This window comes from Curtobacterium sp. JUb34, assembly GCF_003755065.1.
Lineage (GTDB): Bacteria > Actinomycetota > Actinomycetes > Actinomycetales > Microbacteriaceae > Curtobacterium.
This window is the reverse complement of the sequence record NZ_RJVH01000002.1, coordinates 433,462-452,808: the sequence shown is the minus strand read 5'-3', so window position 1 is coordinate 452,808 and position 19,347 is coordinate 433,462. Positions and strand designations below refer to the sequence as shown.

Sequence of the window (19,347 nt, the reverse complement as noted above, 5' to 3'; positions counted from 1 at the left end):
CCGTGCTCCGTGTGCTCGGGGTGGACCCCGGGCTCACCCGGTGCGGCGTCGGCGTCGTCGAGGTCGCACCGAACCGGCGCGCACGGCTCGTCCACGTGACGGTCGTGCGCACCCCGGCGGACATGCCGCTCGAACAGCGGCTGCTCCGCATCGCCGACGGCATCGCCGCCGAGATCGACGAGCACCACCCGGACGCGGTCGCCGTGGAGCGCGTGTTCGCCCAGGCGAACGTCCGCACCGTGATGGGGACCGCCCAGGCGGCCGGTCTCGCCCTGCACGCCGCCGCGGCGCGGGGGCTGCCGGTCGGCCTGCACACCCCGTCCGAGGTCAAGGCGGCCGTCACCGGCTACGGCAACGCCGACAAGCGCCAGGTGCAGACCATGATCGCGCGCGTGCTCGGTCTGGACGAGGCCCCGAAGCCGGCCGACGCCGCCGATGCGCTCGCGCTGGCCGTGTGCCATGCCTGGAGGCTCGGATCACCTGACGTCGCCGGCGAGCGTGCCACGAACCTCACCCCGGCACAGCGCGCCTGGCGCGATGCACAGGGCGGCACCGTCGACTCCCCGCTCGCCCGTGCGGCCGCTGCCGCGGCACGACCGCGTGGCTCGTCGGCCGCGTCGGTGGGCAGCCGTAGGCTCGGGGCATGATCGCGAGTCTCCGGGGTACCTGCATCGACATCGCCGGTTCCGCCGTGGTGATCGAGGCCGGGGGAGTCGGCTACGCCGTCACCGTGACCCCGGCCCACGCGCTGACGATGCGCCACGGGGCCGAGGTGTTCGTCCGCACGGCGATGATCGTGCGCGAGGACGAGCACCTGCTCTTCGGCTTCGAGTCGACCGACGCCCTCCAGGTCTTCGACCTGCTGCGCAGCGTCACGGGCGTCGGGCCGAAGTCCGCGATGGGCGTCCTCGCCCACATGGACCCGTCGCAGGTCGCCAACGCCGTCGCGAAGGACGACGACGGCGCCTTCCGCAAGGTCTCCGGCATCGGCCCGAAGACCGCGAAGCTCATCATCCTCGCGCTCACCGGCAAGCTCGTCGCGTTCGAGCAGGCCGCCGTCGTCACCGCCGGTCGGGGCACCGCCGCGCACCCGGCAGCCACCGACGTCGTCTCCGCACTGATCGGCCTCGGCTGGCGCGAGGACGCCGCACAGACCGCCGTCGACGAGACCGTCGCGAACGAGCCCGGGGCCGCGGCCATGGGCACGCAGGCGCTGCTCCGCGCCGCGCTCGGTGCGCTCCGGCCCGCCGGTGCCGGTCGATGAGCGGCATCACGTCAGCCGGAGCCGAGTCGCAGGAGGAACTCGCCTTCGAGGGAGCCCTCCGTCCGCGGTCGCTCGACGAGTTCGTCGGGCAGCGCAAGGTGCGCGGGCAGCTCGACCTGTTGCTCAAGGCCGCCGGCATGCAGGACCGCACCCCGGACCACATCCTGATGGCGGGTCCTCCCGGCCTCGGTAAGACCACACTCGCGATGATCGTCGCGCACGAGACCGGTCGTCCCCTGCGGATGTCGAGCGGGCCCGCGATCCAGCACGCCGGCGACCTCGCGGCCGTGCTGTCCTCGCTCGTGCCGGGCGAGGTCCTGTTCATCGACGAGATCCACCGGATGGCGCGCTCGGCAGAGGAGATGCTCTACCTGGCGATGGAGGACTTCCGGATCGACGTCATGGTCGGCAAGGGCGCCGGCGCGACGAGCATCCCGCTCGACCTCGCACCGTTCACCCTGGTCGGCGCCACCACCCGCGCCGGCCTGCTGCCGAACCCGCTCCGTGACCGCTTCGGCTTCACGGCGCACCTCGAGTTCTACGAGAAGGACGAGCTCGAGCAGGTCCTGATCCGCGCCGCCCACCTGCTCGAACTCGACATCGACCGGTCCGCGCTGCGCGAGATCGCCGGGCGCTCCCGCGGCACCCCGCGCATCGCGAACCGGCTGCTCCGCCGGGTCCGTGACTACGCCCTCGTGCACCGCACCACCGACGGCATGGCTGCCGTCCAGGGCGCGCTCGACCTCTACGACGTCGACGAGCTCGGCCTCGACCGCCTCGACCGCGCCGTGGTCGAGATCATGCTGACCCGCTTCGACGGCGGACCGGTGGGCCTGAACACCCTCGCGGTGTCGGTCGGCGAGGAGTCCGAGACCATCGAGTCGGTCGTCGAGCCCTTCCTCGTCCGGGTCGGTCTGGTCACGCGCACCCCGCGCGGCCGCATCGCGACACCGGTCGCGTGGCGGCACCTCGGCCTCACGCCGGGGCAGGGCGTCGGACCGCTCCCGGGCCTGTTCGACGACGCAGACACCACCGACTAGCGGCCGATCGGTCGGGTGACATGCCACGCACAGTGGCGTGCCCTAGACTGCTACGGCCCGAAACCGAGCAACCAGAGAAGGCAACTGCATCATGGGTCAAGAAGTCATCCTCATCGTCATCGTCGTGGCGTTCGCGGCCTTCATGTTCTACAACAGCCGCAAGCGCAAGAAGCAGCAGGGCGAGCTCGCCACCAAGATGGTGCCGGGTGCTCGCGTGATGCTGTCCTTCGGCCTGTACGGCACGCTCCTCTCGGTCGACGACGAGAAGGTCACCGCCGACGTCGAGATCGCACCGGGCACGGTCGTCACGGTGCACCGTCAGACCCTGTCGCGCGTCGTCGACGACAGCGCCTCGGACATCGAGACCACCGCGACGCCGGAGGACGAGGCCAAGCCCGTCGCCGAACTCAACGGGGAGCCGGTCTACGGCGAGCGGGTCGACAACGACCGCCTCGACGAGACCGACGCCACGAAGCGCAAGTCCGACGACTGACGCCCTCGGCCGCCGGGTCGTCTGACCCGGCGGCTTCCCTCTGCCGTCGTGCCTGAGTGCCGATGGTCCTGAACAGAAAGACGAGACGACCGGTGGCACGATCGACACCCGTCAAGAAGGCGCTGCGCTCGCTCACCTGGTTGGTGATCCTGATGGCGATCCTCGCCGGCTTGAACACCGCCGCGTCGATCCTCGCCGGCAGCTCGAAGGACGACACGGACAAGTGGTACCAGGGCGCGAGCTGGGTCCCCGAGCTCGCACTGGACCTGCAGGGCGGCACGCAGCTGACCCTGGCGGCGCAGAACACCGAGGGCGACTCGGTCACCTCGCAGCAGCTGCAGCAGGCGGTGGAGATCATCCGCCAGCGCATCAACGCCACCGGCGTCTCCGAGACCGAGATCAACACGCAGGGTGCGAACAACATCGTCGTGTCGATCCCCGGTCGGCCCGACAAGGCCACGATCGACCGCATCGAGGCGGCCGCGAAGCTGACGTTCCGCCCGGTGCTCTTCACCGAGGCCGCGACGAACTCCGCCGTCGGTGACGACGGGAAGTCCACCGCCTCGCCGACGCCGTACTCGCCGCCCGCCTCGCTCGCGGCGACGCCGAGCGCGAAGCCGACGAACGGCAGCGACGTCAACTGGGTGACCCCGGCGCTCCAGGACCTCTACACGAACTACAACTGCGCCGCCCCGGACGACGTCACCTCCGCTCCGGACGACGAGCCCCTCGTCACCTGTGACGCCGACGGTGCCGCGAAGTACATCCTCGGCCCGGTCGAGGTCTCCGGTGCGAACATCAGCAACGCCACCTCGGGTCTGGCCACCGACTCGCAGGGCACCTCGACGGGCCAGTGGGCCGTCAACCTGACCTTCGACGGACAGGGCACGAAGGACTTCCGCACCGTCACGAACCGTCTCGTCTCGCTGCAGGCGCCGCAGAACCAGTTCGCGATCGTGCTCGACGGCTCGGTCATCACGGCCCCGTCCACGAACTCCGCCATCACCAACGGCAAGGCGCAGATCACCGGTTCGTTCACGGCCGAGTCGTCGAAGACGCTCGCCGACCAGCTCAAGTACGGTGCGCTGCCGATCAACTTCCAGGTGCAGTCGAACGAGAACATCTCGGCGACGCTCGGAACGGCGCAGCTCATCGGTGGTCTCGTCGCGGGCCTGATCGGCCTCGGCCTGGTGATCATCTACTCCGTCATCCAGTACCGGGCGCTCGCGTTCGTCACGGTGCTGTCACTCGGGGTCGCCGCGGTGCTGACCTACCTGGTCATCGCGATCATGTCGTGGCGCGTCGACTACCGCCTGTCCTTGGCGGGTGTGGCGGGTCTGATCGTCGCGATCGGCATCACGGCCGACTCGTTCATCGTGTACTTCGAACGCATCCGTGACGAACTCCGCGACGGCCGTGCCCTCGAGAGCGCGGTCGAGTCCGGCTGGAAGCGCGCACTCCGCACGATCCTGGCGTCCGACGCGGTGAACTTCCTCGCAGCCGTCACCCTGTACGTGCTCGCCGTCGCCGACGTGAAGGGCTTCGCGTTCACGCTGCTCCTCACGACGCTGATCGACATCGTCGTGGTCGCGCTCTTCACCCACCCGATGATGCAGCTCATCTCCCGCAGCCGGTTCTTCGGCGAGGGGCACAGGTTCAGCGGGCTCGACCCGGCGGCGCTCGGAGCGGTCTACAAGGGGCGCGCGCAGTTCCGCGCTCCCGTGGTGGACGGCAAGCGCCAGCGCAGCGCCGGTGAGGCGCAGCGCCGACAGACGATCGCGGAGCGGAAGGCCCAGCAGGCCTCCGGCGACAACGGCTCGACGCCGGACGGGAAGGACGACTGATGGCCAGCTTCAGCCAGTTCGGCAGCGACCTCTACACGGGCAAGCGGTCGTACGACATCATCGGGCGACGCAAGACCTGGTACCTCATCGCGCTCATCATGATCGTGATCTCGCTCGCCACCCCGTGGCTGCGCGGCGGGTACCAGCTCGGCATCGAGTTCACCGGCGGCTCCGAGTTCACCCTCTCGGACGTGGAGAACACCGACCAGAGCATCGCGACCGACACCGTCGAGCGGGTCGTCTCGGACGAGATCCCGCGCGTCTCCCAGCTCGGGACGCACGGCATCCGCGTGCAGACCGGCCAGCTCACCGACCGCCAGACGACCGAGGTGCAGGACGCCCTGGCCGAGGCGTACGACGTGCCGGAGAGCCAGGTCGCCGCGACCTTCATCGGTGCCACGTGGGGTGCCGACGTGCTGGCCCAGGCCATCCGCGGTCTGGTGATCTTCCTCGCCCTGGCCGCCGTGTTCATGACGCTGTACTTCCGCACCTGGAAGATGTCGCTGTCGGCGATGGCGGCCCTGCTGCACGACCTGCTGATCACGGCGGGCGTCTACGGCATCGTCGGGCTCGAGGTCACGCCCGCGGCCGTGATCGGATTCCTGACGATCCTCGGCTACTCGCTCTACGACACCGTGGTGGTCTTCGACAAGGTGCGCGAGAACACCGCGCAGGAGTCGATCCGGACCTTCAAGCAGTCGGTGAACCTCGCGGTGAACCAGACGCTCGTCCGCTCGATCAACACCTCGGTCGTGGCACTGCTGCCCGTCGCGGCGATCCTGTTCATCGGGTCGTACGTGCTCGGCGCGGGGACCCTCCGCGACATCTCGCTCGCACTGTTCATCGGCATCATCGTCGGGACCTACTCGACGATCTTCATCGCGTCGCCGATGTACGCCCACCTGCGCGAGAACGAGCCGAAGATCAAGCAGGCCGACGCGAAGAAGACCGAAGCGGCGGCCAAGCGCCAGCGCGAGGTCGACGCCGCGGCCACGGCGGACGTCTGATGCCGATCGAGATCACCGAGGTCGACGTCGCCGAGGCGCGACGTCGACTGGAGTCCGGCGCACGACTGTTCGACGTCCGCGAGCAGGGGGAGTGGGACGAGGTCCACGCGCCGGAGGCCACGCTCGTGCCGATGTCCGAGCTGGTGAACCGGTGGCAGGAGATCGACGGCGGCGACGAGCCGGCGATCATCGTCTGCCACTCGGGCGCCCGTTCGTCACGCGTGGTCGCAGCCCTCGAGCAGTCCGGCGTCTCCGCGGTCAACCTGACCGGCGGCATGGTCGCCTGGGAGCAGTCCGGCGCCCCGGTGGTCCGCGACGCCCAGGGCGAACCGGGTCACGAGCACTGACCGGACACGCGTAGTGTTGTCGGATCGAGCTCGGATCGAGCTCTCGGACCGAGTCCTGGGAGGCGCATCATGACGGACACCCGCGAAGAGCCGTCTGCGCCGAGTCGCCCCGGCTCCGCACAGCGCCCGACCAGCCCCCTCGGCCCGAACACGACGGGCAACCTCGGTTCCCTCCGCTCGCTGCTCCCGCGCCTGTTCTCGCGCGCCCAGCCGGCAGGTGCCGTGGACACCCTGATCCGCACGGTGCGGTCGCACCACCCGAAGGCCGACGTCACCCTCATCGAGCGCGCCTACTCGGTCGCCGAGCGCGCGCACGACGGTCAGAAGCGCAAGTCCGGCGAGCCGTACATCACGCACCCGGTGGCCGTCGCCCAGATCCTCGCCGACCTCGGCATCGGGCCGATCACGATCGCTGCGGCGCTGCTGCACGACACCGTCGAGGACACCGACTACCAGCTCGACCAGCTGCAGGTCGACTTCGGCGACGAGATCGCCATGCTCGTCGACGGCGTCACGAAGCTCGACAAGGTCAAGTACGGCGACAGCGCCCAGGCCGAGACCGTCCGCAAGATGGTCATAGCGATGTCGAAGGACATCCGCGTGCTCGTCATCAAGCTCGCCGACCGACTGCACAACGCCCGCACCTGGGGCTTCGTCGAGTCCACCTCCGCCACCCGCAAGGCGAAGGAGACGCTCGAGATCTACGCGCCCCTCGCGCACCGGCTCGGCATCCAGATGATCAAGCTCGAGCTCGAGGACCTGTCGTTCGCGGTCCTGCACCCGAAGCTCTACGTCGAGATCGACAGCCTGGTCAAGGAACGGCAGCCGAAGCGCGAGCAGTTCGTCCAGAACGTCATCGGCACCCTCAAGAAGGACCTGAAGGCCGCGAAGGTCCGCGGCGAGGTCATGGGGCGGCCGAAGCAGTACTACTCGATCTACCAGAAGATGATCGTGCGGGGTCGCGAGTTCGACGAGATCTACGACCTCGTCGGCATCCGGGTGCTCGTGCCGACGGTGCGCGACTGCTACGCGATGCTCGGCTCGGTGCACGCCCGGTGGACGCCGCTGCCCGGCCGGTTCAAGGACTACATCGCGACGCCGAAGTTCAACCTGTACCAGTCGCTGCACACCAGCGTGCTCGGGCCGCAGGGGCGCCCCGTCGAGATCCAGATCCGCACGCACGAGATGCACCAGCGTGCCGAGTTCGGTGTCGCCGCGCACTGGAAGTACAAGCAGCGCGCTGCCGGCCGCGACGTCGGCACCTCGTCGACCACCGACGACCAGGACATGGCGTGGCTCGCCCACATCACCGACTGGCAGGCGGAGACGAGCGACCCGGGGGAGTTCCTCGACTCCCTCCGCTACGAGATCGGCGCGAAGGAGACCTACGTCTTCACGCCGCAGGGCAAGGTCATCGGACTCCCCGCCGGCGCCACCCCGGTCGACTTCGCGTACGCGGTCCACACCGAGGTCGGGCACCGCACCATGGGCGCCAAGGTCAACGGTCGACTGGTGCCGCTCGAGAGTTCGCTGTCGAGCGGTGACGTCGTCGAGATCTTCACCTCGAAGAACCCCGACTCCGGCCCTTCGCAGGACTGGCTCAAGTTCGTCAAGAGCCCGCGGGCCCGCAACAAGATCAAGCAGTGGTTCACCAAGGAGCGTCGCGAAGAGGCGGTCGAGCAGGGGCGCGACGCCATCGCCCGCGCCGTGCGCAAGCAGAACCTGCCGCTCCAGCGCATCATGAGCCAGGACACCATCGCCGAGGTCGCCTCGTCGATGCGGTACGACGACGTCTCGGCCCTGTACGCCGCGGTCGGCGAAGGGCACGTGTCGACCCAGTCCGTCATCGAGAAGGTCCTGGGCAGCGTCCAGAGCGACACCGAGACCGACGAGCCGGAGCTCACGTTCCCCCGCCAGGTCACGAGCCGCCAGCTCCGCACGAGTGACAGCGGCGTGCTGGTGCGCGGTGCGCCGGACATCCTGGTGAAGCTCGCGAAGTGCTGCACCCCGGTGCCGGGCGACCAGATCGTCGGGTTCATCACCCGCGGCCAGGGCGTCTCGGTGCACCAGTCGTCGTGCACGAACGTCAAGTCCCTGATGAACGAGCCGGACCGGATGATCGAGGTCGAGTGGGCGCCGTCGTCGAAGTCGGTGTTCCTCGTGCAGATCCAGATCGAGGCCCTCGATCGGTCGGGGCTGCTGAGCGACGTCACCCGGGTGCTCACCGACCACCACGTCAACATCCTGTCGGCGACGGTCTCGACCTCGTCCGACCGGCTCGCGCTCAGTCGCTTCGTGTTCGAGATGGGCGACACCATCCACCTCGACCGGGTGCTGAACGCCGTCCGGCGGATCGACGCGGTCTACGACGTCTACCGCGTCAGCGCCGGCTGAGCGGACGGGCAGACCCGTCACCGACGGCTGAGCCGACAGTCCAACCGGTCACCGCTCGCTGAGCAGCGCGCGCAGACGACGTTCGGCCTGGCGCGCCATCGGGATGGTCCCGAGGGCGCTCAGGCGATCCCGCAACTCGTCGCCGGTCACCGCACCGATCGCGAGCAACCCGGCGACCGCGTCGATGCGTGACGGGTTCGTCGGTCCGGGCGTGCGCAGCAGGTCGACCGCGGTGCGCGCCGGTGTCGTCACCGTGGTCTGCGCCGATCCCAGCCGGACCACGTCGACGGGCTCGAGCGCCACCTCGCGCAGGTGCAGAGCCGGCCCGGCGGCGATGCGCAGCTGCGGCGGGACGCTCGCCTCGAACGGGTCCGGCGGACGGGACGTCGCGCCCCAGATCCACGCCGCGGTGCGGCCGGCGGCGACCAGCCGGGCATCACCGAGGACCCAGGCGGCTGCGGTCGCTCGGAGCGCCGGGTCCTGCGGGGCCGCGGGTGAGGCCCAGCACGGCCCGACGGGGACCAGCTCGCCGGCCAGCACCGCTGCGCGCAGTTCCGCCTCGGGCCAGTCGTCCGTGGTCAGGGGACGGGAACCGGGCACCTCGTCATCCTGCCGGACACCGGCGCCCCGCCGACACCCCCTGTGGACAGCCCGGACAACCCGGACAACCCGCACGCCCAGCGCACGGACACCCCGGACACCCCGGACGCCCCGGACACCCCGGACACCCCGGACACCCCGGCGCCAGCGTCAGCGCAGGACGTCGGCTCGGTGCACCAGCGCGGCGGCCCCGATGAGCGGGCCGTCCTGCGACAGCGCCGTCGGCACGATGCGCACCTTCGTCACGAACCCGAACTCGACGCGCTCCGCCACCGCTTCGCGTGCGTACTCGAACAGGTCCGGCGTGACGTGCGAGAACCCGCCGCCGATCGCCACGACCTCGAGGTCCACGAGGCTCGTCGCCGCGGCGATCGCCTGGCCGAGGGCCCGGCCGCTGCGCTTGACCGCCGCGACCGCGATCTCGTCGCCGGCCGCGTACGCCGCCGACAGCTCTTCGCCCGTGGACCCGGCGAACCCCTGCCGCTGCGCCCAGGCGACGGTCTTCGGGCCGCTGGCGATCGCTTCGAGGCAGCCGGTTCCCCCGCAGGCGCACGGGTCGTCGTAGCCGCCGCACTCCACGTGGCCGATGTGCCCGGCGTTGCCGGTCGGGCCGCTGACGGTGCGGCCGTGCAGGATGAGGCCGCCGCCGACGCCCGTCGAGACGATCATGCCCATGACGTGGTCGTACCCCTGGGCCGCCCCGACCCAGTGCTCGGCCAGCGTGATCGCCAGGCCGTCCATGCGCAACGTGACCGGCACACCCTCGGGCACGAGTGCCGCGATGCGGTCCCGCAGCGGGTGGCCGCGCCACACCGGCATGTTGAGGGGGGAGACCAGGCCGTGCTCCTCGTCGACGGGGCCGGCCGAGCCGACGCCGACGCCGACCAGGGTCGCGTCCGCGGGGACCGTGCCGAGCGCGCTCGTCACGACCTCGTCGACGGCCGCCTGCAGCTCGTCGGACGTGCGCTGCGGCCCCGTGGGGCTGCGGAAACGCGTGCCCGGCAGGACGACGCCCTGGTCGGTGACGAGAGCGGCTTCGACCTTGGTGCCGCCGAGGTCGACGGCGAGAGCGAGGGCGGGGGACTGGGGTGCGGTGCTGGACATGCGCGCTCCGATGCGGCGGTCTGGAGGCCCGGCGCGGCTCCCGGACGCGTCGTCGCGTTCGGTGGGCCCCGGCCTGGCAGGTGGTGGGTCGGTCGGGTCAGGTCGTCGTGCGGTGGATCAGGTCGTGTCGCGGTGGATCAGTAGGAGCTGGTGTCGTCGCCATGCGACGACGCGACCCCGGTCTCGACGCGGTGCGCGACTTCGTCGAGGATGCGTGCGGAGGCGCTCGTGCCGATGCGGTTCGCTCCCGCGTCCACCATCTCGAGCAGGGTGTCGAGCCCGCGGACGCCGCCCGAGGCCTTCACCCCGGTGTCGGCACCGACGGTGCGGCGCATCAGGGCGATGTGCTCGGCCGTCGCTCCGCCGCCGGCGAACCCGGTGGAGGTCTTCACGAACGCGGCACCCGCCGACTGCGCGGCACGCGACGCCGCGACGATCTCGTCGTCGGTCAGGAACGCGGTCTCGAGGATCACCTTGACGACGGTGGACCCGGCGGCGTCGACCACCGCGCGGACGTCCTGCTCGACCCGCTCCCAGTCGCCGGACTTCGCGGCACCGATGTTCTGCACCATGTCGAGCTCGAAGGCACCGTCGGCCAGCGCCTGCAGCGACTCGGCGACCTTGGCCGCGGTGGACGTGGTGCCGTGCGGGAAGCCGATGACCGTGCCGACGCCGACGCCGGTGCCCTGCAGGCGCTCGACGGCGTACGCCACGTCGCTCGGCCGGACGCACACGCTGAAGACCCGGTACGCGGCGGCTTCGTCGAGCTGGGCGTCGACGTCCGAGCGGGTGAGCTCGGGCTTCAGGATCGCGTGGTCGATGAGGCCGCGGACGGCATCGGCGGTGACGGGGAAGGCTGCGTTGTCCACCCGGCAAGCCTACCCGTCAGGCGTGCCGCGTAGCGTTCGGGGCATGCAGGTCCTCGTCACCGGCGCCACCGGGTACATCGGCGGTCGTCTCGTCCCCCGTCTCCTCGAAGCCGGACACTCCGTGCGCGTGTTCGTGCGCAACCCCCGCAAGCTCCAGGACGTCCCGTGGAGCAGCGACGTCGACATCGCCGAAGGGGACCTGCAGGACGCCGACGCGGTCCGTGCCGCGGTCGACGGCGTCGAGGCCGTGTACTACCTCGCCCACGCGATGGGCGCCGACGGCGACTTCGAGTCCGCCGAACGCCAGGCGGCCGAGACGATGGCGCACGAGGCGAAGCGCGCCGGTGTCAGCCGGTTCGTCTACCTGGGCGGGCTGCACCCCGACGGCGACCTGTCGAAGCACCTGCGCAGCCGCAAGGAGGTGGGGGAGATCCTGCTCGGATCGGGCGTGCCGACCGTCGCCTACCAGGCGGGTGTCGTCATCGGATCCGGCAGCACCTCGTTCGAGATGATCCGGCACCTGACCGACGTCCTGCCCTGGATGCCGGCACCGCGGTGGGTGCGCAACCGCATCCAGCCGATCGCCGTGCGCGACGTCCTCTACTACCTGGTCGCGGCGCTCGACGTCCCAGCAGACGTCAACCGCACCTTCGACATCGGCGGTCCGGACGTGCTCCGCTACGGCCAGATGCTCAACGGCTACGCGGTCGAGGCGAAGCTCCGGCAGCGCCCCATCACGGTCCTGCCGGTGCTCACCCCGCGACTCGCGGCGCACTGGTTCAACGCCGTCACCCCGATCCCGCGCAAGCTCGCGACCCCGATCATCGAGTCGCTGCAGTTCGAGTGCGTCCAGCGCGAGCACGACATCGACGACGTCGTGCCGCAGCCCGAGGGTGGGCTCACCTCGTACCGCCGAGCCGTCCGCCTCGCCCTGAACAAGATGCGCTCGGGCCAGGTCGAGACGAGCTGGCGGAGCGCCACGCTGTCGAGTGCCTCGGCCGACCCGATGCCGAACGACCCGGACTGGGCCGGCCACACCGTCTACGTCGACGACCGGAAGCGGCACTCGAGCGCCTCGGCCGAGGACGTCTGGCGCGTCGTCGAGTCGATCGGCGGCGAGAACGGCTGGTACTCGTTCCCGCTGGCCTGGGTCGCGCGTGGCTGGATGGACAAGGTCGCCGGCGGTGTCGGGCTCAGCCGTGGGCGCCGTGACCAGGACCGGCTCGAGCAGGGCGATGCGCTCGACTGGTGGCGCGTCGAACGACTCGAGCGCGGCCGGTACCTGCGGCTCCGGGCAGAGTTCAAGTCCCCGGGACGCGCCTGGCTCGAGATGACCGTCACCCCGAACCCCGAGGGCGGCAGCGACTACCACCAGCGGGCGATCTACTTCCCGCAGGGCCTCCCCGGACGCCTGTACTGGTACGGGATCCTGCCCTTCCACGGAATCATCTTCCCCGGCATGGTCGAACGCATCACCGCGGCCGCCGAGCGCGAGTCGGACAACACCGAGTCGACGCAGCGCAACCGGACCCAGCACAATGGGAGTCCGGAACCGGCGAACGAGGAGGCAGCATGACCGAGGAACGCAGTCCCGTCCTGTTCCTGGGCGACAGCATCACGGCCCAGGGGTCGTGGGACACCTGGCTCCCCGACGAGCACACGCTGAACCAGGGCGTCAGCGGCGACACGACCGACGGCGTGCTCGCGCGCCTCGAGGCCGTCGTCGCCGAACAGCCCGAGGTGATCGTGCTGCTCATCGGCACGAACGACTTCGGCAACCACCGGGCGAGCGCCGAACACGTCGTCCGCAACGTCGAGACCATCCTCGTCACGCTCCGGCGCGAGCTGCCGGGCGTACGCCTGCTGCTCGTCTCCGTCCTGCCGCGCCAGGCCGAGTACACGACGAAGATCGAGGAGGCGAACCGGCACCTGCGTCAGTTCGTCGCGACCTGCCACGCGCAGTACCTCGACGCCTGGCCCGCGCTGGCCGACGGCGACCACCTCGACGACCGCTTCACCGACGACGGACTGCACCTCACCGACGAGGGCTACCGGGCGTACCTCGGCGAGCTGGTCCCCGCGCTCGAGCGTGTGCGGGGTCTCCCACCCATGTCCCGGTCCTTCACCGCCATCGACCTCGACGAGGCCCCCGCCTGATGGCTGCCCGCAAGGGGCGACCCCCGGTGGGGTCGTCGCAGCACGGCGTGCCCGCCGCCCCGGTCCGACCGGCTGCGGGCGCGACGAGCACCCGTGCGACCCCCGGGTTCACCCGGCCGGCGCTCGCGCCGTCGCTCATCGCCGCGATCGTCCTGCTCGCCTGCGTGGCGATCATCGACTCGTCCGGATTCGTCTTCGCCCGGTGGGGCGTCACGGTCCTGGCCCTCATCGTGCTGGTCTTCGCCGTCCGCGGGAAGACGTGGTGGGCTGCGCTGCTCATGGCCGCCGTGGCCGTCTGCTGGAACCCCCTGGTCACGGTGCCGATCCCCGGTCAGGTGTGGGCGGCCCTGCAGATCCTGGTCGCCGCGCTGTTCATCGTGATGGGCATCGCCGTCAAGGTGCCGCGCGAGGCGGACGCTCCCCGGGCCTCCTGAACGGCTCGGGCGGCCGCCTGCGGAACCGAGCGGGCGGGCGGACGGTAGGATCGCAGGGTCGGGTACAGGACCCGGCAGCGCGACCCGAAGGGCATGGATGAACGACGAGACCGAGCCGGTGACCGAGAGTCCTCTGCTGAACCCTCGACCGTCCTCCGGCGGTCTCGACCGGCCCGACGTCGTCGTCCGCAAGGGGCGCCTGACGCTGCTCAACGGCCACCTGACGCCGCAGCAGTCGATGATCGAGGACCTGTTGTTCCTCGACGATGCGCTCACCGAGGCCGACGTCGACCACCTGCTCATCCGCGGCAACGACGAGCGTCCGGTCATCGCGATCGACGAGCGCGACCGGCAACGTGCGGAGAGTGCCGTGATGGCCGCCGCCGTCAACGAGCCCTTCTACGCGAAGCCGCCGGGTCAGCCTGCCGTGCTCGTGCAGGACGACGGGCTCGGGCTCGTCGACGAACCGGTGCTGCGTGTGTTCCGTCCGCGCCTCGAGCCGCTCGGCCGTCTGCGCTACGGCGCCGAGACGAGCGTCCAGCTCGAGTTCTGGCGACTCACCGACACCGAGGTGCTCGCACCCGTCGAGAATGCCCTGATGCGCCGCAGCCTGCCGGTCGAGGAGTTCGTGCTCGTCGACATCGAGCGCTACGGCCGCACCTGGCGCACCGTCGAGCACATGTTCGACGACCACGTCTCCGACATCCGTTTCCCGATCGACATCGTCTTCTCGTGGGTCGACGGCAACGCCATCGAGTACCAGCGCGCCCGCCAGGCAGCGCAGGCCACGGCCGTCCTGGGCGAGGGCGATGACGCTCCCGCCCGGTTCCGGCAGATCGACGAGCTGAAGTACGCGCTGCGTTCCGTGCACACGTTCGCACCGTGGATCCGTCAGATCTACATCGCCACCGACTCGCCCGCGCCGCACTGGCTCGCCGACCACCCCAAGGTCCGCATCGTGCGCAGCGAGGAGTTCTTCGCCGACCCGTCCGTGCTGCCGACGCACAACTCCCAGGCCGTCGAGTCGCAGCTGCACCACATCCCGGGCATCAGCGAGCACTTCATCTACTCGAACGACGACATGTTCTTCGGCCGCACCGTCGACCCGTCGGTGTTCTTCAGCCCGGGGTCGGTGACGAAGTTCATCCTCGCCACCACCCGCATCGGGCTCGGCGTGAACAACGCCGCGCGCAGCGGGTTCGAGAACTCGGCGCGCGTGAACCGCCGGCTGTTGCAGCAGCGGTTCGGTGCGGTCACCACGCGGCACCTCGAGCACGCGCCCACGCCGCTCCGAGCGTCGATCATGACGGAGATGGAGCACGAGTTCGCCGACGAGTTCCGCGCCACGGCGGCGTCGCGCTTCCGCGCCGCCGAGAACATCTCGGTGACGAACTCGCTGTACCACTACTACTCGTTGCTCACCGGCCGGGCGATCGTGCAGGAGAACGCGGACGTCCGCTACATCGACACCACGATGCAGTCCGGGCTGCGGTCCCTCGACGAGCTGCTGAAGAAGCGGAACGCGGACTTCTTCTGCCTGAACGACGGCAGCTTCCCCGAGGTCAGCGACGAGGAGCGCACGCAGCGCGTCACGGACTTCCTCGAGCGCTACTTCCCCTTCCCCGCGCCGTGGGAGCGCGACAGCGTCTAGAACGCGCCAGCGTTCTGCTGTCGCGCTCCGGGCGAGCCCGCGAGCCCGGCGCCGAGACCCGGCCACGCGCTCCGGGCGAGCCTGCGAGCCCGGCCACGCGCCGTGGTCGCGACCACAGCCGGACGGGAGGCCCGGATCGGCCCCGCCACGCGCCTCCCGTCCGCCTCGGGCGCACGCCCCTCGCACATGGTGAACAGGAATGGTCGGGTCCCCAGACGGGACCCGACCATTCCTGTTCACGAAGTGCGGCGGCCTACCGGTGGATGGGGGAGACCGGCACCGAGTCGAGCGTGAAGACGGGGATGCTCGAGGTGACCGGAGCCGGTTCGACCGCGGGCGGGATCGTGACGCCGTGCGCTGCGAGGCGGGCCTCGGTCTCGACCGCCGACACCGGTTCACCGACCGTGGAGTAGTGCCCGATCGGGACGACCGAGTGCACGACGTTGCGACCGTAGACGTGCACCAGGTTGAACGACTGTGCGCCGTCGCGCCCGCGGGTGCCGCCCTGGAACTCGGTGAGGTCCTGCGTGTAGCAGGTGGCGCTGGCGACCGACACGGGGATGCCCGCGAAGACCGCGCTCGTCGAGTAGTGCAGGTGCCCGGCGATGATGGCCAGGACGTCACTGCCCTCGACGACCTCGGCCAGGGCCTGCTGGTCGCGGAGCTCGACGAGGACGGTCAGGTCCTGCACGCTCGGGACGGGCGGGTGGTGCATCGCCAGGATGGTGCCGTGCGGTGCCGCCTCAGAGAGGACCTCGGCGAGCCAGTCGAGCTGCTCGGGGGAGACCTCACCGTGGTGGCGGCCTGGGACGCTCGTGTCGAGGGTGATGACCCGCAGACCGTTGACGTCGTAGACGAAGTCGACCGGGCGGTCGGTGGGCTGGAGGCCGAAGAGTTCCTGGCGGAAGGCGCCGCGCTCGTCGTGGTTGCCCATCGCCCAGATGACCTGCGCGCCGATCCGGCGGGCGGCCGGCTCGACGATCTCGCGGACGCGGGCGTAGGCGCCCGGTTCGCCCTTGTCGGCCACGTCGCCCGTGACGACGATCGCCTCGGGCCGGGTTCCGGATGCTTCGATGTCCGCGACGATCTCGGTGAGCCGTGCGGCGGAGTCGACTCCGCCGTACAGCTCACCGTCGCCGGAGACGAGGTGGGTGTCGCTGAGGTGGAGGAGGAAGTGGTTCGGCCTGGGGTGTTCGGCCGTCCGGCTGTCCATCGGGGTCTCATTCCGTTGGCGGATGCGTGGTGCAACACGTTGCCACACCGTCCTGGACGAGTCCAGCACGTGTCGGTGAACCAGCCGTGAACTGGGGGCGGCGTGTTGCCCCACGCATGACGAAACCCCCGCCACATCGTGACGGGGGTTTCCTCGTGTGCCTCGGATCAGTGATCCCCGGGGCCGACCTGCGGAGCCTGGTGGCCTCCCGCGAGGTCCGGGCCGTGGTGGGCGGCGTGCGCTGCCTCGAGCTCGGCCTTCGACACCGGTTCGATGCGGTCCTCGAAGAAGAAGCGGGAGATACTCGCACGGGCCTTCTGGACCACGGTGATCTGCCCCTTGGCGTTTGGGCGGATCATGAGCGGCTTGTACTCGTTGAACTGCAGGAGCTTCCACCGCTCGTACTCGTCGAGCTGCTCGTGCACCTCGATGTACTCACCGTGGGGGAGTCGGACGATGCGACCGGACTCGTAGCCGTGCAGGACGATCTCGCGGTCCTTCTTCTGGAGTGCGAGGCACACGCGCTTCGTGATCCAGAAGGCGACGAACGGGCCGAGGACCGTCGTGGCCTGGATCACGTGGATCACGTGTTCGATCGACACCAGGAAGTGGGTCGCGATGATGTCCGACGACGCCGCAGCCCAGAGGCTGGCGTAGAGCGTGATGCCGGCGGCACCGATCGCCGTGCGGGTCGGGGCGTTGCGCGGGCGGTCCAGGATGTGGTGCTCGCGCTTGTCGCCGGTGATCCACGACTCGAGGAACGGGTACAGCAGGATCGCGAGGATGAGCAGTACCAGGACCGCGATCGGCGCCAGGATGTTGAACGAAACCGTGTAGCCGAACCACACGACCTCCCAGTGCGGCGGCACCAGACGCAGTGCGCCGTCGGCGAAGCCGATGTACCAGTCGGGCTGGGTACCGGCGGAGACCGGCGAGGGGTCGTACGGGCCGTAGTTCCAGATCGGGTTGATCGTGAACATCGAGGCGATGAGGGCGATGATGCCCGCGACGATGAAGAAGAACCCACCGGCCTTGGCGGCGAACGCCGGGAGGATCGGGACACCGACGACGTTGTCGTTGGTCTTGCCCGGTCCGGCGAACTGGGTGTGCTTGTTGATGACGACGAGCACGAGGTGGACACCGAGCACGGCGACGAGGATCGCCGGCAGCAGCAGGATGTGCAGCGTGTAGAGGCGGCCGACGATGTCGGTCCCCGGGAACTCGCCACCGAAGAGCAGGTAGGCGATCCAGACGCCGATCACCGGGACACCCTCGATCATGCCGACGATGATCCGCAGCCCGTTGCCGGAGAGCAGGTCGTCGGGGAGCGAGTAGCCGGTGAAGCCCTCACCCATGGCGAGGACCCACAGCAGGAAGCCGAAGACCCAGTTGAGCTCACGCGGCTTGCGGAACGCACCGGTGAAGAACACGCGGGCCATGTGCAGCATGATCGACGCCACGAACAGCAGGGCTGCCCAGTGGTGGACCTGGCGGACGAACAGCCCGCCGCGGATGTCGAACGAGATGTCCAGCGTGGACTGCAGGGCCGTCGACATCTCGACGCCCTTGAGCGGGACGTACGAGCCGTTGTAGACGACCTCGGCCATGGAGGCCTGGAAGAAGAACGTCAGGAACGTGCCGGAGAGCAGGACGACGACGAAGCTGTACAGCGCCACCTCGCCGAGCATGAAGCTCCAGTGGTCCGGGAAGATCTTCCGGCCGACTTCCTTGACGAGCCCCGAGATGCTGGTGCGCTCGTCGATGTAGTTGGCGACCCCGCCGATGATGCGGGATCCGCGCTCCGGAGCCGGCTTGTTCGCCGTGCTGCTCGGTGCCGTGGTGGTGGGGGTGCTGGTCATCAGCGTTCACGCTCCCAGAAGGACGGTCCGACCGGCTCGTGGAAGTCGCTCTGGGCAACCAGGTAGCCGTCGTCGTCGATCGCGATCGGAAGTTGGGGGAGGGGGCGTGCGGCCGGACCGAAGATGACCTCGCAGTTGTTCGAGACATCGAAGGTGGACTGGTGGCACGGGCACAGCAGGTGGTGCGTCTGCTGCTCGTAGAGCGCGACCGGGCATCCGACGTGGGTGCAGATCTTGGAGTACGCGACGATGCCGTCGTAGCCCCAGTTCTCGTGGCCCTTGGCGGGGTTGAGGTCCTTCGGGTCGAGACGCATGAGGAGGACGGAGGCCTTGGCCTTCTCTTCCAGCATGTGCTCGGAGTCGAGCATGCCGTCCGGGATGACGTGGAACACCGAACCGATGGTCACGTCGGAGGCCTTGATCGGCAGACCCGTCGGGTCCTTCGTCAGGCGCAGACCCTGCTTCCAGAAGGTGTGGCGCAGGAGCTCGTTCGGGTCCTCGGCCGGAGCGAGGTCGCGGACCAGGACGATGCCCGGCAGCGGGAACGCGGCCAGCGCGCCGATCATCGAGTTGCGGATCAGCTTGCGTCGGCTGAAGCCGGACTCCTTGTCGGCCAGCTGGAAGGCCTCGACGGCCTTGGCGCGGGTCGCGTCGGTGCCGCGGGTGCCGTGGCGGAGCTCGGTGATCTCGCGGTCGACGACGAGCGACTTCGACCAGTAGACCGCACCGAGGCCCAGCGCGATGAGTGCGAGGGCGATCGACAGGCCGAGGAAGAGGTTCGCGGTGCGGACCGTCCCGAAGTCGTTCGAGTCGATCGGGAAGGCGACGTAGGCCGCGATCGAGAGGACGCTGCCGACGATCGAGAGGTAGAAGAAGGTCGCGACCTGGCGCTCGGCCAGACGCTGCTTCTTCGGGTCGACGTCGGTGCGGCGCGCGCGGTGCGGCGGCTCACCCGGGTTCTCGAACGGGTCGGTGGGCAGCACCGCGATCCCGGGGGAGGTGGTCGTGCCGTGCTTCTCGACAGCCGAGGACGAGTTCAGCGTCTCGTCGTCGTGCTCTGCCATGGTGTTC

The 19,347-nt window shown here is 69.9% G+C and carries 18 protein-coding genes; 12 read left to right on the top strand and 6 right to left on the bottom strand.

All coding sequences use genetic code 11. The features are described from left to right. Positions 1 to 2 precede the first annotated feature (2 nt). From ruvC to EDF63_RS08560, 8 genes are all read left to right on the top strand, one after another. Positions 3 to 647 (top strand): crossover junction endodeoxyribonuclease RuvC, encoded by a 645-nt coding sequence (gene ruvC / locus EDF63_RS08595; RefSeq protein WP_123312635.1) that lies wholly within the window; start codon positions 3 to 5, stop codon positions 645 to 647. Further along, positions 644 to 1,264: a Holliday junction branch migration protein RuvA gene (ruvA, locus tag EDF63_RS08590; RefSeq protein WP_123312634.1), complete on the top strand. Its 621-nt coding sequence runs from the start codon at positions 644 to 646 to the stop codon at positions 1,262 to 1,264. The genes ruvC and ruvA overlap by 4 nt, the downstream gene beginning before the upstream one ends. Continuing rightward, positions 1,261 to 2,304 (top strand): Holliday junction branch migration DNA helicase RuvB, encoded by a 1,044-nt coding sequence (gene ruvB, locus EDF63_RS08585; RefSeq protein ID WP_123312633.1) that lies wholly within the window; start codon positions 1,261 to 1,263, stop codon positions 2,302 to 2,304. Before ruvA ends, ruvB begins: the two co-directional genes overlap by 4 nt. Positions 2,305 to 2,395: 91 nt before the next feature. After that, on the top strand, positions 2,396 to 2,797 hold the full coding sequence (gene yajC, locus EDF63_RS08580; RefSeq protein WP_123312632.1) for a preprotein translocase subunit YajC: 402 nt from the start codon (positions 2,396 to 2,398) through the stop codon (positions 2,795 to 2,797). Between the two features lie 92 nt (positions 2,798 to 2,889). Beyond that, positions 2,890 to 4,641: a protein translocase subunit SecD gene (secD, locus tag EDF63_RS08575; RefSeq protein WP_123312631.1), complete on the top strand. Its 1,752-nt coding sequence runs from the start codon at positions 2,890 to 2,892 to the stop codon at positions 4,639 to 4,641. Then, the gene (secF, locus tag EDF63_RS08570; protein WP_123312630.1) at positions 4,641 to 5,648 is read left to right on the top strand and encodes a protein translocase subunit SecF; all 1,008 of its coding nucleotides are present in this window, start codon (positions 4,641 to 4,643) and stop codon (positions 5,646 to 5,648) included. The genes secD and secF overlap by 1 nt, the downstream gene beginning before the upstream one ends. Continuing rightward, positions 5,648 to 5,995 (top strand): rhodanese-like domain-containing protein, encoded by a 348-nt coding sequence (locus EDF63_RS08565; RefSeq protein WP_123312629.1) that lies wholly within the window; start codon positions 5,648 to 5,650, stop codon positions 5,993 to 5,995. The genes secF and EDF63_RS08565 overlap by 1 nt, the downstream gene beginning before the upstream one ends. Before the next feature lie 69 nt (positions 5,996 to 6,064). Beyond that, the gene (locus tag EDF63_RS08560; protein ID WP_260233029.1) at positions 6,065 to 8,389 is read left to right on the top strand and encodes a bifunctional (p)ppGpp synthetase/guanosine-3',5'-bis(diphosphate) 3'-pyrophosphohydrolase; all 2,325 of its coding nucleotides are present in this window, start codon (positions 6,065 to 6,067) and stop codon (positions 8,387 to 8,389) included. Positions 8,390 to 8,437: 48 nt separating this feature from the next. Here EDF63_RS08560 and EDF63_RS08555 read toward each other — a convergent pair whose 3' ends face one another. From EDF63_RS08555 to deoC, 3 genes are all read right to left on the bottom strand, one after another. Next, positions 8,438 to 8,989, bottom strand: a complete 552-nt coding sequence (locus tag EDF63_RS08555) for a type IV toxin-antitoxin system AbiEi family antitoxin (protein ID WP_123312628.1) — start codon at positions 8,987 to 8,989, stop codon at positions 8,438 to 8,440. A 150-nt stretch (positions 8,990 to 9,139) separates the two neighbouring features. After that, positions 9,140 to 10,093 carry an ROK family protein gene (locus EDF63_RS08550; protein ID WP_123312627.1) on the bottom strand — a complete coding sequence of 318 codons (954 nt, stop codon included), beginning with the start codon at positions 10,091 to 10,093 and terminating at the stop codon, positions 9,140 to 9,142. 137 nt (positions 10,094 to 10,230) lie between these two features. After that, positions 10,231 to 10,962, bottom strand: a complete 732-nt coding sequence (gene deoC / locus EDF63_RS08545) for a deoxyribose-phosphate aldolase (RefSeq protein WP_123312626.1) — start codon at positions 10,960 to 10,962, stop codon at positions 10,231 to 10,233. A gap of 43 nt (positions 10,963 to 11,005) precedes the next feature. Here deoC and EDF63_RS08540 point away from each other — a divergent pair, with 43 nt between their 5' ends. The 4 genes from EDF63_RS08540 to EDF63_RS08525 all read left to right on the top strand — a co-directional run bounded on the left by EDF63_RS08540 (position 11,006) and on the right by EDF63_RS08525 (position 15,204). Next, complete coding sequence (locus EDF63_RS08540) at positions 11,006 to 12,538, top strand: SDR family oxidoreductase (RefSeq protein ID WP_123312625.1); 1,533 nt, start codon at positions 11,006 to 11,008, stop codon at positions 12,536 to 12,538. Beyond that, complete coding sequence (locus EDF63_RS08535; RefSeq protein WP_123312624.1) at positions 12,535 to 13,119, top strand: GDSL-type esterase/lipase family protein; 585 nt, start codon at positions 12,535 to 12,537, stop codon at positions 13,117 to 13,119. Before EDF63_RS08540 ends, EDF63_RS08535 begins: the two co-directional genes overlap by 4 nt. Continuing rightward, on the top strand, positions 13,119 to 13,553 hold the full coding sequence (locus tag EDF63_RS08530; protein WP_123312623.1) for a DUF6804 family protein: 435 nt from the start codon (positions 13,119 to 13,121) through the stop codon (positions 13,551 to 13,553). Before EDF63_RS08535 ends, EDF63_RS08530 begins: the two co-directional genes overlap by 1 nt. Positions 13,554 to 13,650: 97 nt before the next feature. Beyond that, positions 13,651 to 15,204: a stealth conserved region 3 domain-containing protein gene (locus EDF63_RS08525; protein ID WP_123312622.1), complete on the top strand. Its 1,554-nt coding sequence runs from the start codon at positions 13,651 to 13,653 to the stop codon at positions 15,202 to 15,204. Positions 15,205 to 15,457: 253 nt separating this feature from the next. Here EDF63_RS08525 and EDF63_RS08520 read toward each other — a convergent pair whose 3' ends face one another. From EDF63_RS08520 to EDF63_RS08510, 3 genes are all read right to left on the bottom strand, one after another. Further along, on the bottom strand, positions 15,458 to 16,417 hold the full coding sequence (locus EDF63_RS08520) for a phosphodiesterase (RefSeq protein ID WP_123312621.1): 960 nt from the start codon (positions 16,415 to 16,417) through the stop codon (positions 15,458 to 15,460). 167 nt (positions 16,418 to 16,584) lie between these two features. Continuing rightward, positions 16,585 to 18,276, bottom strand: a complete 1,692-nt coding sequence (locus tag EDF63_RS08515) for a ubiquinol-cytochrome c reductase cytochrome b subunit (RefSeq protein ID WP_123312620.1) — start codon at positions 18,274 to 18,276, stop codon at positions 16,585 to 16,587. Further along, entirely contained in the window at positions 18,276 to 19,340 is a 1,065-nt protein-coding gene (locus EDF63_RS08510; RefSeq protein WP_123312619.1) for a ubiquinol-cytochrome c reductase iron-sulfur subunit, read from the bottom strand. The genes EDF63_RS08515 and EDF63_RS08510 overlap by 1 nt, the downstream gene beginning before the upstream one ends. Positions 19,341 to 19,347: the final 7 nt, after the last annotated feature.